Below are 14,880 nucleotides of genomic sequence, written 5' to 3' on the forward strand. Positions count from 1 at the left end.
CCCATGATCGAAAAATCCCTCTGGCATCCCGTGGCCCAGGCCCACGAAGTTGTCGATGCGCCGCTGGGCGTGCAACTGCTGGACCAGCCCCTGGTGCTGTGGCGCGATCCGCAAGGCCTGGTCCGCGTCTTCGTGGACCGCTGCCCGCACCGTGGCGCACGCCTGTCCATGGGCCGTGTCGAGAACGGCCACCTTGAATGCCCCTATCACGGCTGGCAGTTCGCCGACAGCGGCCAGTGCGTCAAGGTGCCGGCCCTGCCCAGCTTCACGCCCCCGCCCTCGCAGTGCGTGAAGGCCTTCGAGGCACAGGAAGCCTACGGCCTGGTCTGGGTGCGGCTGGCCACGGGCGAGGAGCTCTCGGCTGTTCCGGCCCTGGCGGCCCTGGCGGCACTTCCAGCCTTTGAAGCCGAGGCGGACGCGCACCTGCGCAAGCTCAACTGCGGCCCCTACGACGTGGCCGCCAGCGCGCCGCGCATCATCGAGAACTTCCTGGACATGTCGCACTTCGGCTTTGTCCACGAAGGCTGGCTGGGCAGCCGCGATGCCACGGCCATCGAAGCCTATGCCGTGGAGACCACGGCCACGGGCGTGCTGGCCACGGGCTGCAAGGCCGTGCAGCCGCAGTCCAACCTGCACTCCACCAGCGCGGCCGAGGTCGAATACACCTACGAAGTCACGGCGCCCTATGCCGCCGTGCTGACCAAGCTGCCCGAGTCCGGCACCACCCGGGCCGGCTGGCGCGAGTCCATCGCCCTGTTCATCTGCCCCGTCACGCCCGAGACCAGCCGCGTCTGGTTCCGCCTTGCCGTGGCAGACTTCGATTCGCCCGACGCACAGCTGCAGGAATTCCAGCACACCATCTTCTGCCAGGACCAGCCTGTGCTGGAGTCGCAGCAGCCCAAGTGCCTGCCGCTGGACCCGCGCGCCGAAATGCACTCTGCGGCCGACCGCATGTCGTCCGCCTACCGCCGCTACCTCCGGGCCAGCGGCATCACCTTCGGAGTCTGCTGATGCACACCGTACCCGCCGTGGATGCCGCGCATCTGCCCCAGTTGCTCAAGGCCATGCCCAAGGCCGAGCTGCACATGCACATCGAAGGCTCGCTGGAGCCCGAACTGATCTTCGCGCTGGCCCAGCGCAACGGCGTGAAGCTGCCCTACGCCGGCGTGGAAGACCTGCGCCGCGCCTATGCCTTCACCGACCTGCAAAGCTTTCTGGACATCTACTACGCCGGCGCCAGCGTGCTGCTGTACGAGCAGGATTTCTACGACATGGGCCGCGCCTACCTGACGCGCGCCGCGCAGGACAACGTGGTCCATGCCGAGATCTTCTTCGACCCCCAGACCCACACCCAGCGCGGCGTGGGCATGGAGACCGTGATCAACGGCCTGTACCGCGCCTGCCGCGATGCGGAGATAGAGCAGGGCATCTCGTCGGCGCTGATCCTGAGCTTTCTGCGCCACCTCAGCGAAGAGGACGCCTTCGCCACGCTGGAGGCCGCGCTGCCGCTGCGCGACCGCTTCATCGGCGTGGGGCTGGACAGCAGCGAGGTCGGCAACCCTCCCGAGAAGTTCGCCCGCGTGTTCGCCCGCTGCCGCGAGCTGGGCCTGCACCTGGTCGCGCATGCGGGCGAGGAGGGTCCTCCCGCCTATATCTGGGGCGCGCTGGATGTGCTGCATTCCGAGCGCATAGACCACGGCGTGCAGGCCGCGCGCGACGAGGCCCTGATGCAGCGCCTGGTCCGCGACGGCGTGCCGCTGACCGTGTGCCCGCTGTCCAATCTCAAGCTGTGCGTGGTGTCCGACCTGGCCCAGCACAACCTGCCCCAGCTCTTGGAGGCAGGGCTCAAGGTCACGGTCAACTCCGATGATCCGGCGTACTTCGGCGGCTATGTGAACGAGAACTACCTGCAGCTGTTCGCCGCCACGGGCATGAACTCGCAGCAGGCCTGGCAACTGGCGGTCAACAGTTTTGACGCCAGCTTCGTCACACCCCAGCAGCGCGCCCACTGGATGCGCCAGCTGGAGGCCGTGTTCGCCCGATACGCCGCCCTGGCCTGAGCCCGTTCAGGCCAGCGCCTGCCTGAGGCGCTCGGCATAGTCCTGCAGTGCCTGCATGCCAGGCTCCTTGCGCGGCCAGCCCAGGCCCACGCCGTCGCCCTCGTGGCGCGGCAGCACATGCAGGTGGAAGTGGAAGACGGTCTGCCCGCCCGCCGCGCCATTGGCCTGGAACAGGCTGATGCCATCGGGGTCGAACGCTGCCTGCACGGCCTGCGCCACGCGCTGGGCCGTCCGCATCACGGCGCCGGCCTCGTCGGGTGTGAGGTCCAGCAGGGTCACGGCATGGCGCTTGCTTGCCACCAGCACATGGCCGGGGTTGACCTGGCCGATGTCCATGAAGGCGATGGTCTGCTCGTCCTCGAACACCTTGGCGGACGGGATCTCGCCCGCCACGAGGCGGCAAAAAAGGCACTGCCCCGGGGGCGAGGTATCGACGAACATCGGCATGGTCCTGTACTCCTTGGTGGTTGCTTGGGGTTGGAATTTGCCGACGATCTTAGAGCGTGTTAAGCACTTTTAAGTACCCGCGTTGGTTCTGCGCGCTGGTGATCGCAAGGCGCAGTGCGCCGCCAAGGCTGGAGCCTTGGCAAGCGCTGCAACGCCGCGAGCGCCTGCGCGCAGAGCCAACCCTTCGGGAAAGCCGGGAAATGGGCCCGGCCCTTCGTTGCAGCACACTTGCGGTATGGCAACCGCGGCGCGCGCTGCGCCTCGTTCCGGGCCCATTTCCCGGCTTTCGCGGGCACTTAAAAGTGCATAACACGCTCTAGTGGACGGTATCTGCCGTCCCTTATGGAGGCCATAAGCGCAGGCCCAGGCAGCCCTCAGGGCCGCTGCCTATAATCGCGCCCCGCACCGGCCGCTGCCCATGGCCGGTGCGTTTTCATTTCCGGGCCATGTAGAGGAACACCATGTACAAAAACCTCGCAGCCGCAGTCGCGGCCGCAAGTCTTGTATCCACGGCCTTGTCCCAAGGCCATCCCGCCCCTTCATCCCCCGCAGGTTCCGCGCCCCTCAAGGCCGCCTTCGTCTATCTGACGCCCGTGCTCGACGCCGGCTGGACGCGCCAGCACGACGAGGGCCGGCGCGCATTGCAGGCGGCGCTGGGCCCGCGCGTGCAGACGCGTGCGGTGGACAGCGTGCCCGAGGGCCCCGACGCCGAGCGCGTGCTGCGCGACCTGGCCGCCTCCGGCAACCAGCTGATCTTCACCACCAGCTTCGGCTACACCGAGTCCGTGATGCGCGTGGCGCGCGACTTCCCGCAGGTGAAGTTCGAGTCGGTCACGGGCTTCAAGCGCGCCGACAACGTGGCCACCTCGAACGCTCGCTACTACGAGGGCCGCTATCTGTCAGGCATTGCCGCCGGCCGTGCCAGCAAGACGGGCGTGGCCGGCTTCGTGGTCGGCTTTCCGATTCCCGAGGTGCTGCAGGGCATCAACGCCTTCACGCTGGGCATGCGTTCGGTCAATCCCAAGGCCACGGTCAAGGTGGTCTGGCTGGATACCTGGTTCGACCCGCCGCGCGAGCGCGATGCGGCCATGGCGCTGTTCAACGGCGGCGTGGACGTGGTGTCCTTCCAGGTCGCATCCACGGCCGTGATGCAGGCCGCCCAGGAGCGCGGCCGCATGGCGATTGCCTACCACTCCGACATGCGCAAGGACGGGCCCGACGCCCAGTTGCTGGCCGTCACCCACCAGTGGGGCGACTACTACACGGCGCGCGCCCGCGCCGTGCTGGACGGCAGCTGGAAGAGCCAGGACACCTGGGGCGGCGTGCGCGAGGGCATGATCCGCGTGGAAGGCTTCGGTCCCAAGCTGCCGCCCGCCGTGCGCGAGGAAGTGCTGCAGCGCCAAAAGGACATGGCCCAGGGCCGCCTGCAGCCCTTCAAGGCCGGCGACCAGCCGGTGCGCGACAACCAGGGCCAGGTGCGCATTCCAGCCGGCAAGCAGCTGGATGATGCGCAGATCCTGCAGATGAACTGGCTGGTGGAAGGCGTGCAGGCCACCCTGCCCAAGTGATGCGGCCTGCGGGGCGTCCGGTCCTGGCGTAAACCCTAGGATGGCGCCTGCCGATGGCGCCTATAGCGCTGCGGATATGGCATCTGCCTGTCCGCCCGCTAAGCTTGGCGGCATGCAAATCTACCGTTCCTCATTGCTGCGTTTTGCCGACGATGGCCAGGCGCTCTACGACGAAGACGGCCTGCTGGCCGTCGCCCCGGATGACAGGGGGCAGCAGCGCGTCGTCGCCGCCGGCAGCTGGCAGGCGCTGCAGGCGCAGTTCACCGGACAGCCGGGCGCCGAAGTCACCCATCTGCCGGGCCGCATCCTGGCGCCGGGCTTCATCGACCTGCACATCCACTACCCGCAGACCGATGTGATCGGCGCGCCCGCCGCCGGCCTGCTGCCCTGGCTGGAGAAATACACCTTTCCGCACGAGTCGGCCTTTTGCGAACGCGCCCATGCCGACAGCGTGGCCGAGTTCTTCCTGGACGAGCTGCAGCGCAACGGCGTGACCACGGCGCTGGCCTTTGCCACCTCGCACCCGGGTTCGGTCGATGCGCTCATGGGCGCGTCGCAGGCGCGCGGCATGCGCATGATCACGGGCAAGGTGCTGCAGGACCGCCACAGCCCCGACGGCGTGCGCGACCAGACCGAGCAAAGCCTGATCGACACCGAAACCCTGATCCAGCGCTGGCATGGCGTGGACCGCCTGGGCTACGCGATCACGCCGCGCTTTGCGCCCACCAGCACGCATGAGCAGCTGCGCGGCGCGGGCGAACTCGCCGCACGCTACGCCGATGTCTGGATCCAGTCCCATGTGGCCGAGAACCTGGACGAAGTGCGCTGGGTGGCCGAACTCTTTCCGAAGGCCCGCAGCTATCTGTCGGTCTACGACGACTTCGGCCTGATGCGCGAGCGCGCCGTCTACGCGCACTGCATCCACCTGGACGATGAAGACCGCGCCCTGATGCGTGAACGCAGCACCGCCGCCGCCGTCAGCCCCACCAGCAACCTGTTCCTGGGCAGCGGCTTCTTCGACTTTGCGCGGGCCGATGCCGCGCAGTTCCTCTACGGCCTGGCCAGCGACGTGGGCGGCGGCATGAGCTTCAGCCCCTTCCGCACCATGCAGGCCGCCTACGTGGCGGGCCGCGAGGGCCAGACCAAGCAGGGCCTGAGCCTGTCGCCCGGCAGCCTGTGGTGGCAGCACACGGCGGGCGCGGCGCGCGCCCTGGGCCTGGCGGGCCAGGTGGGCAACCTGCAGCCGGGCTGCGAGGCCGACTTCGTGGTCATCAACCCGGCCTGCACGCCGCTGCTCGAGCGCAAGACCCGCCAGGCCGAGAGCCTGGACGAGCTGCTGTTCGCCATGATCATCCTGGGCGATGACCGCCTGATCGAGCGCACCGTCGTTTCTCAAGCAAAATAGCGCCTTTGCGCCAGTGCCCTGCCGGGTGCTGGCGCTTGACAAGTGCAGCTAGGGAACGAGGAATTGCCATGAGCATCAAGAGCGACAAGTGGATCCGTCGCATGGCCGAGGATCACGGCATGATCGAGCCTTTCGAGCCGGCCCAGGTTCGCAACGTCGATGGCCGCAAGATCATCAGCTACGGCACCAGCAGCTATGGCTACGACATCCGCTGCGCACCCGAATTCAAGGTGTTCACCAACATCCACAGCACCGTGGTGGACCCCAAGAACTTCGATGAGAAAAGCTTCGTCGATTTCGAGGGCGACAGCTGCATCATCCCGCCCAACAGCTTCGCGCTGGCGCGCACGGTCGAGTACTTCCGCATCCCGCGCAACGTGCTGACCATCTGCCTGGGCAAGAGCACCTACGCGCGCTGCGGCATCATCGTCAACGTCACCCCCTTCGAGCCCGAATGGGAAGGCTATGTGACGCTGGAGTTCTCCAACACCACGCCGCTGCCCGCCCGCATCTATGCCGGCGAGGGCTGCGCCCAGGTGCTGTTCTTCGAGAGCGATCCCGACGATGTCTGCGAGGTCAGCTACCGCGACCGTGGCGGCAAGTACCAGGGCCAGGTGGGCGTGACGCTTCCCAAGGCCTGACGGCGTTGACCCGGAAGACAAGGCCCGCAGCGAAAGCTGCGGGCCTTTTTCATTCGACCAGCGCCGGCGCATCGGTGCGCGCATGCGCACCGCAGCTCTCGCGCCGTGCGGCGGCAGCCGTGGCCATGAGCCAGCAGACATCGAGCTGATTGCGCAGCGCATGGCCTGCGGCAGGTGCCAGCCTTTCACGCCATGCCGCAATGCGCTGCACGGCCTGCGCCAGGCCCTGGTCGCTGCGCTGTATGCCCACGCAGTCCTGCATGAGCTGGCGCAACTCCTGCGCGATGGCTGCCGTGTCCTGCTCCTGTGCGCCGGCCTGCAGGGTTTCGGTCGGCTGGGCCGGCGCAGGGACAGCAGCCGGCTGCTGCGCGATGGCCTGGGCGGCCGCGCGCCCCATCACCACGCATTCGAGCAGCGAATTGCTGGCCAGCCGGTTGGCGCCGTGCAGGCCGGTGCGCGCCACCTCGCCAATGGCGCGCAGGCCATCGACATCCGTGCGCCCGTCGATATCGGCCAGCACGCCGCCGCAGGCGTAGTGGGCGCATGGGGCCACGGGAATCGGCTGCGTGGCAATGTCGATGCCATGGCTGGCGCACAGGGCCATCACGCCCGGGAAATGCGACTGCAGCCAGGCACGTGGCCGGTGGGTGATATCCAGGTGCACGAAGGCCAGGCCATGGCGGTCCATCTCGTGCCGGATGGCGCGTGCCACGATGTCGCGCGGCGCCAGTTCGGCCCGCTCGTCATGGGCAGGCATGAAGCGCGTGCCGTCCGGCAGGCGCAGCAGGGCGCCTTCGCCGCGCAGGGCTTCCGAGACCAGGCCCGCCGCGCGTCCATCCACCTGCAGCGCCGTGGGATGGAACTGCATGAACTCCAGGTCGCCCACGCGGCAGCCTGCGCGCCAGGCCATGGCCACGCCGTCGCCCGTGGCGGTGGCCGGGTTGGTGGTGGCGGGATAGACCTGCCCCAGCCCGCCCGTGGCCAGCACGGTATGCGCGGCATGCCAGCGCTGCTGGCGGCCATCGGGCAGGCGCACCAGCGCGCCTGTGCAGTGCGCAGGCTGTCCTACGGTCAGCAGGTCCAGCGCGCTGGTGTGCTCATGCAGATCGATGTTCGCGCGCTCCCGGCAGGCGCGCAGCAGGGCGGCGTGCACGGCCTGGCCGGTGCAGTCGGCGGCATGCACGATGCGGCGGCGGCCGTGGCCGCCCTCGCGCGTGAGGTGCAGGCCACCGGTGTCGTCACGCGTGAAAGGCACGCCGTGGGCCACCAGCCAATCGATGGCGGCAGGCGCCTGTGCAAGGATGGCGCGCACGGCCTGCGCATCGCACTGGCCTGCGCCCGCGACCAGGGTGTCTGCCGCGTGTTCGTCGATGCTGTCCTGTGCATCCAGCACGGCGGCAATGCCGCCCTGGGCCCAGGCGCTGGCGCATTCCTCGGCCGCGCCCTTGCTGAGCAGGGCCACGCGCAGATGCGGCGGCAGCGACAGGGCGGCGGCCATGCCGGCCAGGCCGGCGCCGATGATGAGTACGTCTGTGCAAGGCTGTGTCATGGCGCTGTCCTCAGGCGGGACCGAAATGCTGGAAGAGCGCTGCATCGCGCGCAAGGTCGCCGCTGGCGCGCACGGGCTGGCGGTGGCCGGCCGCGAAAGCCAGCATGCGTTCGATGGGGCGGCGCGCGGCCTGGGCGATGGCGGGGTCCACCTCGATGGCGCACAGGCCCTGCTCCAGGGCCAGCTCCACGCCCTGCAGGCTGTTCATCGCCATCCAGGGGCACATGGCGCAGCTCTTGCAGGTGGCGCCCTGGCCGGCCGTGGGCGCGGGCAGGAAGGTCTTGCCCGGGTAGCGCATGCGCATGTCGTGCAGGATGCCCTGGTCGGTGGCGACGATGAAGGTGTCGGTGGGCAGCCGGCCTGCCGCGTTGATGAGCTGGGTGGTGGAGCCCACCACATCGGCCTGGGCGGCCACGGCGGCCGGCGACTCGGGGTGCACGAGGATGGCGGCCTGCGGATACTCCAGCGCCATGGCGGCCAGTTCGTCGGCCTTGAATTCGTCATGGACCAGGCAGGAGCCATGCCACAGCAGCATGTCGGCGCCGGTCTGGCGCTGGATGTGGGCGCCGAGGTGGCGGTCGGGCGCCCAGAGGATCTTCTCGCCGCAGGCGTACAGGTGGGCCACGATGTCCTGTCCCACCGACGAGGTGACCACCCAGTCGGCGCGCGCCTTCACCGCCGCGCTGGTGTTGGCGTAGACCACGACCGTGCGGTCCGGGTGGGCGTCGCAAAAGGCGCTGAACTCGTCTGCCGGGCAGCCCAGGTCCAGCGAGCAGCTGGCGTCGTCGTCGGGCATGAGCACCCGCTTTTCCGGGCTGAGGATCTTGGCAGTCTCTCCCATGAAGCGCACGCCGGCCACGACCAGGGTGCTGGCCTGGTGCTGGGCGCCGAAGCGCGCCATCTCCAGCGAATCGCCCACGCAACCGCCGGTCTCGCGCGCCAGGTCCTGCAGTTCGCCGTCCACGTAGTAGTGGGCCACGAGCACGGCATCGCGCTCGTGCAGCAGGGCGCGTATGCGCTCGGCGGTCCGAAGGCGCTGGGCGCGGTCAAGTTCGGGAGGAATGCGGGCCCAGGCCTCGCCGATGCCGCACTGGCCGGCGTGGGAGAAATGGGGCTTGTCGTACTGCACGGATTTGAGCTGCATGGTGGCCGTCCGGGACTGTGGAAAGGGCTGGTGATGGCTGCGAATAATATGCTCAATTTGAGTATTAGTGTGGTGTTTTTTGCCGCACAGGTGTTTTGCGGCAGTCAGGAAAACGAGGGCGGGAAAAGCGGCGCGGGGCCGCCTCAGCGCTGCAGCTGCACGTTGTTGCGGCCCGCGCCCTTGGCCTCGTACAGCGCTTCGTCGCCACGGCGCAGCATGGCGGTGGCCGTGTCCGTGGTGCCGCGCAGCGTGGCCACGCCCACGCTGGCGGTGACGGGCTCGCCATGCGCCATGGGCGTGGTGGCCAGCAGTTCGCGCAGTTGCTCGGCAATGACCACGGCGGCATCGGCCGTGGTGTCGGGCAGCAGGGCCAGGAATTCCTCGCCCCCCATGCGGGCCAGCACGTCGGACTCGCGCAGCCGCATGCGGAAGGCGCGCGCCAGGGTGCGCAGCACGGCGTCGCCCATGTCATGGCCGTGCTGGTCGTTGATGCGCTTGAAATGGTCCACGTCGATGACGAGCACGCTCAAGGGGCGGCCGCTGCGGCGCGCCAGCGCCATGGCGAAGTCCAGCTGGAAGTCGAAGCCCCGGCGGTTGAGCAGGCCCGTGAGCGGGTCGCTGCGCGCCTGGTGCTCCAGTTCGGCATTGGCCTGCTGCAGCTGCAGCGTGCGCTCGCGCACCTGGCGCTCCATGGCCTCGTTGGCCGAGCGCAACTGGGCAATGCTGCCGCGCAGCGCTTGCGAAAGGCGATGCACTTCGCGGCTGCTGTGCAGCTGCGGGATGTCGGAGGCCGCGCCGCTGCCGTCGATGCCGTTGGCGGCACGGGCCAGGCGCTTGAGATCCTGGCTCAGCCTGCGCGCCACCAGCCAGGCGATGACGGCGGCCACCAGCGCGGCCGCCAGGCCGCCGGCCAGCACCTGGTGCATGGCCTGGCGCGCGGGCGCGTAGGCGCTGTCATGCGGCTGCCGGGCCACGATGTGCCAGCCCATGGCGGTTGCCCGGTTGTGGGCCTGCAGCGGCACGGTGGCCGTCAGAAAGCTCTGCGGGCTGTCCTGCCAGCGCGCCACCTGTACGGGCTGCAGCGTGGCATCGGCCGTATCGGCAGACACGGTATGGGCCACCGGCAGGCGCTGGTCCAGGGCCAGCAGCGGCTCCAGGCTGTCGCCCGGCGCGTGGATGAGCCGTCCACGCCGGTCGAAGATGAACAGGCCGATCTGCCGGTCGGCGCTGTCGGCCTGCTGCAGGGTCTGCATGGTTTCGCGCACCCATTCCCAGCTGCTGTGCATGCACAGCACGCCCTGGGTGAGATCGCCCACGCGAATGGGCGCCGCGAAGTCCATGAACCGGCGCGGCGCGCCGTCGGCCGCAGGCGGCAGCAAGGCGGACATCGCAGGCGAAGAGGCGCGCACATCGCCCACATGGACGCGCTGCAGGCCCGGCTCGAACCAGGGCCGGTCGCTGACATCGTGGCCCACCAGCACCTGATCGGTCGCGCTGCGCACCGTGCCCTCGGCGTCGGCCACGCCGATCCAGAGGCTGGTGGGCGTCAGCGAACGGGCACGGTTGAGCAGTGCGCCCACGCCCGGGGACTCCAGCCCCTGGATCCAGAGCTCCGGCGAGGCGGCCAGCACTTCCACGGTATGGGCGCGGCTGAACAGGCCATCGGACAGCTGCCGCGCGGCGTTGGAGGCCATGGCATGCAGCGAGGCGCTGACCTCGCGCTCCATGCGCCAGCGCAGCAGCTCGCCGAATGCCAGCGACATCAGCACCGTCACGCCCACCAGCAGCGAGCCGAAGACCAGGGCCAGTTGCGTGCGCAGGCCCAGGCGCTGCCAGCGACTGGGCGCGGTGCTGGAAGCCGGGGCGGGGGAATCCGGGGGGAAAAGCTCGTTCAACGCAGAAATCCGCTTTCAACTGTTCTGGAGTGCGGCCCGGCGCATGGCCAGGCGGGTGGCTGCAAGATCCCAGCCACCCCAGCCGCAGCATTTGAACAGCACGGGCAAATTCGAGCGCGGCCATTGCTCGCGCACCACCTGCTCCAGCGTGGGCAGGGCGGCGACATCGATGCCGGCCTGCAGCAGGTCACCGGCCTCATGCAGCGCATCCCCGGTATCGACCACCACGCGGCCCGACTGCAGCAAGCCCTGGCACAGGCCGGGTGCCAGCTCCACCATCTGCGGCGTGAAGGCGCCCACGGCCGAGATGAAGGCATCGCTGCGCGGCGCCTCGCGCAGCACCACGCCCCGGGCGGGCGTGCAGGTCACGATCAGCGGGCAGTGGCGCGCCGCCGCCTCCACATCCTCCACGGTGGTGGCCTGCAGTCCCATGGCCCGGGCCTGGTCGACCAGCGCCTGGGCGCTCTGCGCGCTGCGCGATGCCACCTGAACCTCGCGCACGCCCAGGCCTGCGGCAAAGGCCTGCAAATGGGCCAGGCCCTGCACGCCGGCGCCCACGATCAGCAACGGACCCTGCGGATTCGGCGCCAGCCTTTGCGCGGCCAGCAGCGATACGGCGGCCGTGCGCCGCGCCGTGACCGTGGGGCCGTCCAGGATCAGGCGGCGCTCGCCCGTGGCCACGTCGAAGACCACCACATCCCCCTGGATGGTGGCGCGCGGCGTGCCGGCGTTGCCGGGCGTGAAGCTGATCAGCTTGGTCATGGCCACCTGGCCGTCGGTGGCGGGCATGCAAAACAGGCTGCCACCGGCCGGCAGGGGCATCACGATGCGCGCCGGCACCTGCGCTGCCTGGGGCTGCAGCAGCACGGCGGCGATCTCTTCGGCCAGTTCGTTCCAGGGCAACAGCCCGGCCGTGGCCTGGGCGTCAAGGGCGGTGGAGGAGGGCATGCTGGAATGGCTCATGGCCGCGACTGTACACAGTAGGCTTGGACCGGCCAATTCGCGATGTGTCCAGTGCTGCGCACAGGCCCGTGAGGGCCTGCGCAGGCACTACGATGTCGCCTATGTCACAAAAGCCTTCTTATCCGCGCGAAGAGCCCCGCTGGGACGGTTCGGCGCGGCCCGAAGCTCCGCGCAAGGAATCGGCCCCGCGCTATGAGCAGCAGCGGCGCGGACCCGCGCCTGAGCCGTGGCAGCGCGAGCAACCGCCCAGCGAGCAGGCTCCCGCGCCCCGCCGGCACGGCGAGCCTGCACGCGAGCGGCGCAGGCGCGGCGGATGGGGGCTGGGCCTGGCGGTCGTCATCGGCCTGGGCATCGTCGCCGCGCTGCTGGCCGCCATGGTGCTGGTGGCCCGCGAGCAGGTCCTGCGCAGCCAGGCGCCACCGGCCACCGCCCCCATGGCGGTGCAGCCCGTGCGCTGATACACGCCGTATCATTGCCGCAGCTGCGGTCGCTGCAGTCCCGCAGGTTCCGACGTAATATCGCCGCCCGATGCTGCAGGCTGCAGCACAGATCCAGGAGTGAACACCATGAGATGGGATGGCAACCGCGAGTCGGACAATGTGGAAGACCGCCGTGACGAGGGTGGCGGTGGCGGCGGCCCCGTCTTCGGCGGACGCAGCATAGGCATTGGCACCATCGTCATCGCCCTGGTCGGCGGCTGGGTGCTGGGCATCAACCCGCTGACCATCCTGGGTGCGCTCAGCGGCGGCTCGCCGGTGCAGGTGCAGCAGCCCCAGGGCCCGGCCCACAAGCCGCCGGCCGATGACAAGCTCGCCCGCTTTGTCTCCACCGTGCTGGCCGATACCGAAGATGTCTGGCGCGATGTGTTCCGCCAGGGCGGCGCCCAATATACCGATCCCAAGCTCGTGCTGTTCCGTGGCGCAACGCCCACGGCCTGCGGCACGGGGCAGTCGGCCATGGGACCCTTCTACTGCCCTGCCGACCAGAAGGTGTATATCGACCTGGGCTTCTACGAAACGCTCAAGAACCAGCTGGGCGCGCCCGGCGATTTCGCCCAGGCCTATGTGATTGCCCACGAGGTGGGCCACCACGTGCAGAACCTGCTGGGCATCAGCGCCCAGGTGGACCGCGCCCGTGGCCGCGTCAGCAAGGTCGAATACAACCATCTGTCGGTCAAGCTGGAACTGCAGGCCGATTGCCTGGCCGGCGTCTGGGCGAACCGCGCGCAAAGCGCCCGCCAGATCCTGGAGCAGGGCGATGTGGAGTCGGCCATGAATGCGGCATCCAAGATCGGCGACGACGCCCTGCAGCGCGCAGGCGGCGGCGCCGTGGTGCCGGACAGCTTCACGCACGGCACCAGCGCCCAGCGCCAGCGCTGGTTCAGCACCGGCCTGCGTACCGGCAGCGTCAAGTCCTGCGACACTTTTTCGGCCGCTTCCCTCTGAGGAGGACCCCCACGCTCGCGTTGCTGCGCAAGCTTCGCCGGCCCCTGCGAGGGGCCGCTTTTTCATCTGGAGGCTGCCCGGCGACGAAAAAATGCCCGCATTGCGGGCCCTCATACCGGGTTTTTGCGGGTTGCGCTCACACAACGCCATGCTTGTCCAGGTGCCAATTGGCGTTATTGCAACGCACAAATCGCGCTAGGTGCGACAATAGCACTCTCAATGACAAGCTCTTTCTCCAATCTCCAGCTGGCTGAGTCCCTGGCGCGCGCCGTGGCCGACATGGGCTACGAGTCCATGACGCCCATCCAGGCACAGGCCATTCCGGTCGTTCTGACCGGCAAGGATGTCATGGGCGCCGCCCAGACCGGCACAGGCAAGACGGCGGCGTTCTCGCTGCCGTTGCTGCAGCGGCTGATGCGCCACGAAAATACCTCCGCTTCGCCTGCACGCCACCCCGTGCGGGCGTTGGTGCTTTTGCCCACACGCGAACTGGCGGACCAGGTGGCCCAGCAGATCGCCCAGTATGCGAAGTACACCAAGCTGCGCAGCACCGTGGTGTTCGGCGGCATGGACATGAAGCCGCAGACGCTGGAGCTCAAGAAGGGCGTCGAGGTGCTGGTGGCCACGCCGGGCCGTCTGCTTGACCACATCGAAGCCAAGAACGCCGTGCTCAACCAGGTCGAGTACGTGGTGCTTGACGAGGCAGACCGCATGCTGGACATCGGCTTTCTGCCCGATCTGCAGCGCATACTGTCCCATCTTCCCAAGACACGCACCACCTTGCTGTTCAGCGCCACCTTCTCGCCCGAGATCAAGCGCCTGGCCAGCAGCTACCTGCAGGACCCCGTCACCATCGAAGTGGCGCGCCCCAACGAGACGGCGTCCACGGTGGAGCAGCGCTTCTACAGCGTCAGCGACGACGACAAGCGCTATGCGCTGCGCTCCCTGCTCAAGCAGCGCGACATCCGCCAGGCCTTCGTCTTCTCCAACAGCAAGCTGGGCTGTGCGCGCCTGACGCGCGCCCTGGAGCGTGATGGCCTGCGCGCAACGGCGCTGCACGGCGACAAGAGCCAGGACGAGCGCCTGAAGGCGCTTGAAGCCTTCAAGCGCGGCGAGGTGGATCTGCTGGTGTGTACCGATGTCGCGGCCCGTGGCCTGGACATCAAGGACGTGCCGGCCGTCTTCAACTACGACGTGCCCTTCAACGCCGAAGACTATGTGCACCGCATCGGCCGCACGGGCCGTGCAGGCGCCTCCGGCATTGCCGTGACCCTGGTGACCAACCACGATGCGCGCCTGGTGGGCGAGATCGAGAAGCTCATCAAGAAGAAGATCAACGTTGAGCCCTGCCCCATGGAAGATTTCCGTGGCAGCGCACCGCGTGGTCACCGTTTTGACGAGCTGCCGCGCCAAAGCAGCGGCGGCTACGGTCGTGAACGGGATCGCGGCGCCGAGCGTGGCGATCGCGGCGGTGATGCGTCGCGGGGCAGTTCCGGTTTTGGCCATCGCGGCTCGCGCATGACCCAGCGCCCGGCGCACTCGGACCCGTTCTTCGACAAGCCCTACGAGGCATCCGCCAGCGTCGATGCGAGCTGGGACAGCCAGGGTGCTGCCGCGCCCAAGGCGGGCAGCGGCATCAAGCCCAAGCGCAAGCTGGCCGCGCTGTTCAAGGCGCCTGTTGCACCTGTCGCGCCGGTCCCGCCTGTGGCACCCGTCGCCACTTCCGAGGTCTGAGCGCCGCGCAAGCCGCCTGCCTCACGAAA

General features: G+C 68.8%; 13 protein-coding genes. 8 read left to right on the top strand and 5 right to left on the bottom strand.

Features of this window, described 5'->3' with window-relative positions; translation table 11 throughout:
* Nucleotides 1–3: 3 nt before the first annotated feature.
* Nucleotides 4–1,011: an aromatic ring-hydroxylating dioxygenase subunit alpha gene (locus DACI_RS10725; protein WP_043781150.1), complete on the top strand. Its 1,008-nt coding sequence runs from the start codon at nucleotides 4–6 to the stop codon at nucleotides 1,009–1,011.
* On the top strand, nucleotides 1,011–2,060 hold the full coding sequence (locus DACI_RS10730) for an adenosine deaminase (RefSeq protein ID WP_012204067.1): 1,050 nt from the start codon (nucleotides 1,011–1,013) through the stop codon (nucleotides 2,058–2,060). The genes DACI_RS10725 and DACI_RS10730 overlap by 1 nt, the downstream gene beginning before the upstream one ends.
* A 6-nt stretch (nucleotides 2,061–2,066) precedes the next feature.
* On the opposite strand, the gene DACI_RS10735 is transcribed toward DACI_RS10730, so the two are convergent.
* Entirely contained in the window at nucleotides 2,067–2,507 is a 441-nt protein-coding gene (locus tag DACI_RS10735; RefSeq protein ID WP_012204068.1) for an HIT family protein, read from the bottom strand.
* A 461-nt stretch (nucleotides 2,508–2,968) separates the two neighbouring features.
* Here DACI_RS10735 and DACI_RS10740 point away from each other — a divergent pair, with 461 nt between their 5' ends.
* The 3 genes from DACI_RS10740 (at nucleotide 2,969) to dcd (ending at nucleotide 6,121) form a co-directional block, all read left to right on the top strand.
* A complete protein-coding gene (locus DACI_RS10740; protein ID WP_012204069.1) occupies nucleotides 2,969–4,075 on the top strand; it encodes a BMP family ABC transporter substrate-binding protein in 1,107 nt (368 codons plus the stop codon).
* Nucleotides 4,076–4,187: 112 nt separating this feature from the next.
* Nucleotides 4,188–5,480, top strand: a complete 1,293-nt coding sequence (gene guaD, locus DACI_RS10745) for a guanine deaminase (protein WP_043781152.1) — start codon at nucleotides 4,188–4,190, stop codon at nucleotides 5,478–5,480.
* A 68-nt stretch (nucleotides 5,481–5,548) separates the two neighbouring features.
* Nucleotides 5,549–6,121, top strand: a complete 573-nt coding sequence (gene dcd, locus DACI_RS10750) for a dCTP deaminase (protein ID WP_013803686.1) — start codon at nucleotides 5,549–5,551, stop codon at nucleotides 6,119–6,121.
* A gap of 49 nt (nucleotides 6,122–6,170) precedes the next feature.
* Here the strand turns inward: dcd and nadB are convergent, their stop codons facing one another.
* From nadB to DACI_RS10770, 4 genes are all read right to left on the bottom strand, one after another.
* Nucleotides 6,171–7,670 (bottom strand): L-aspartate oxidase, encoded by a 1,500-nt coding sequence (gene nadB, locus DACI_RS10755; protein WP_012204072.1) that lies wholly within the window; start codon nucleotides 7,668–7,670, stop codon nucleotides 6,171–6,173.
* Nucleotides 7,671–7,680: 10 nt separating this feature from the next.
* Nucleotides 7,681–8,814: a quinolinate synthase NadA gene (gene nadA / locus DACI_RS10760; RefSeq protein ID WP_012204073.1), complete on the bottom strand. Its 1,134-nt coding sequence runs from the start codon at nucleotides 8,812–8,814 to the stop codon at nucleotides 7,681–7,683.
* A gap of 143 nt (nucleotides 8,815–8,957) precedes the next feature.
* Nucleotides 8,958–10,709, bottom strand: a complete 1,752-nt coding sequence (locus DACI_RS10765) for a sensor domain-containing diguanylate cyclase (protein WP_012204074.1) — start codon at nucleotides 10,707–10,709, stop codon at nucleotides 8,958–8,960.
* 15 nt (nucleotides 10,710–10,724) lie between these two features.
* Nucleotides 10,725–11,672 carry a delta(1)-pyrroline-2-carboxylate reductase family protein gene (locus DACI_RS10770; protein WP_012204075.1) on the bottom strand — a complete coding sequence of 316 codons (948 nt, stop codon included), beginning with the start codon at nucleotides 11,670–11,672 and terminating at the stop codon, nucleotides 10,725–10,727.
* 101 nt (nucleotides 11,673–11,773) lie between these two features.
* On the opposite strand from DACI_RS10770, the gene DACI_RS10775 reads away from it, so the two are divergent.
* The 3 genes from DACI_RS10775 (at nucleotide 11,774) to DACI_RS10785 (ending at nucleotide 14,851) form a co-directional block, all read left to right on the top strand.
* Nucleotides 11,774–12,130, top strand: a complete 357-nt coding sequence (locus DACI_RS10775; protein ID WP_225971072.1) for a hypothetical protein — start codon at nucleotides 11,774–11,776, stop codon at nucleotides 12,128–12,130.
* Between the two features lie 108 nt (nucleotides 12,131–12,238).
* Nucleotides 12,239–13,117 (top strand): KPN_02809 family neutral zinc metallopeptidase, encoded by an 879-nt coding sequence (ypfJ, locus tag DACI_RS10780; protein ID WP_012204077.1) that lies wholly within the window; start codon nucleotides 12,239–12,241, stop codon nucleotides 13,115–13,117.
* Nucleotides 13,118–13,336: 219 nt separating this feature from the next.
* Entirely contained in the window at nucleotides 13,337–14,851 is a 1,515-nt protein-coding gene (locus DACI_RS10785; RefSeq protein ID WP_012204078.1) for a DEAD/DEAH box helicase, read from the top strand.
* Nucleotides 14,852–14,880: the final 29 nt, after the last annotated feature.

Origin of the sequence: Delftia acidovorans SPH-1, from assembly GCF_000018665.1 — a bacterium.
Lineage (GTDB): Bacteria > Pseudomonadota > Gammaproteobacteria > Burkholderiales > Burkholderiaceae_C > Comamonas > Comamonas acidovorans.

Excerpts from the sequence above, each read along its gene's own strand:
- ypfJ (WP_012204077.1), top strand. The coding sequence starts at position 12,239 with ATGAGATGGGATGGCAACCGCGAGTCGGACAATGTGGAAGACCGCCGT.
- DACI_RS10770 (WP_012204075.1), bottom strand. The coding sequence starts at position 11,672 with ATGAGCCATTCCAGCATGCCCTCCTCCACCGCCCTTGACGCCCAGGCC.
- DACI_RS10725 (WP_043781150.1), top strand. The coding sequence starts at position 4 with ATGATCGAAAAATCCCTCTGGCATCCCGTGGCCCAGGCCCACGAAGTT.
- nadA (WP_012204073.1), bottom strand. The coding sequence starts at position 8,814 with ATGCAGCTCAAATCCGTGCAGTACGACAAGCCCCATTTCTCCCACGCC.
- DACI_RS10775 (WP_225971072.1), top strand. The coding sequence starts at position 11,774 with ATGTCACAAAAGCCTTCTTATCCGCGCGAAGAGCCCCGCTGGGACGGT.
- DACI_RS10730 (WP_012204067.1), top strand. The coding sequence starts at position 1,011 with ATGCACACCGTACCCGCCGTGGATGCCGCGCATCTGCCCCAGTTGCTC.
- DACI_RS10740 (WP_012204069.1), top strand. The coding sequence starts at position 2,969 with ATGTACAAAAACCTCGCAGCCGCAGTCGCGGCCGCAAGTCTTGTATCC.
- nadB (WP_012204072.1), bottom strand. The coding sequence starts at position 7,670 with ATGACACAGCCTTGCACAGACGTACTCATCATCGGCGCCGGCCTGGCC.
- DACI_RS10735 (WP_012204068.1), bottom strand. The coding sequence starts at position 2,507 with ATGCCGATGTTCGTCGATACCTCGCCCCCGGGGCAGTGCCTTTTTTGC.
- dcd (WP_013803686.1), top strand. The coding sequence starts at position 5,549 with ATGAGCATCAAGAGCGACAAGTGGATCCGTCGCATGGCCGAGGATCAC.
- guaD (WP_043781152.1), top strand. The coding sequence starts at position 4,188 with ATGCAAATCTACCGTTCCTCATTGCTGCGTTTTGCCGACGATGGCCAG.
- DACI_RS10785 (WP_012204078.1), top strand. The coding sequence starts at position 13,337 with ATGACAAGCTCTTTCTCCAATCTCCAGCTGGCTGAGTCCCTGGCGCGC.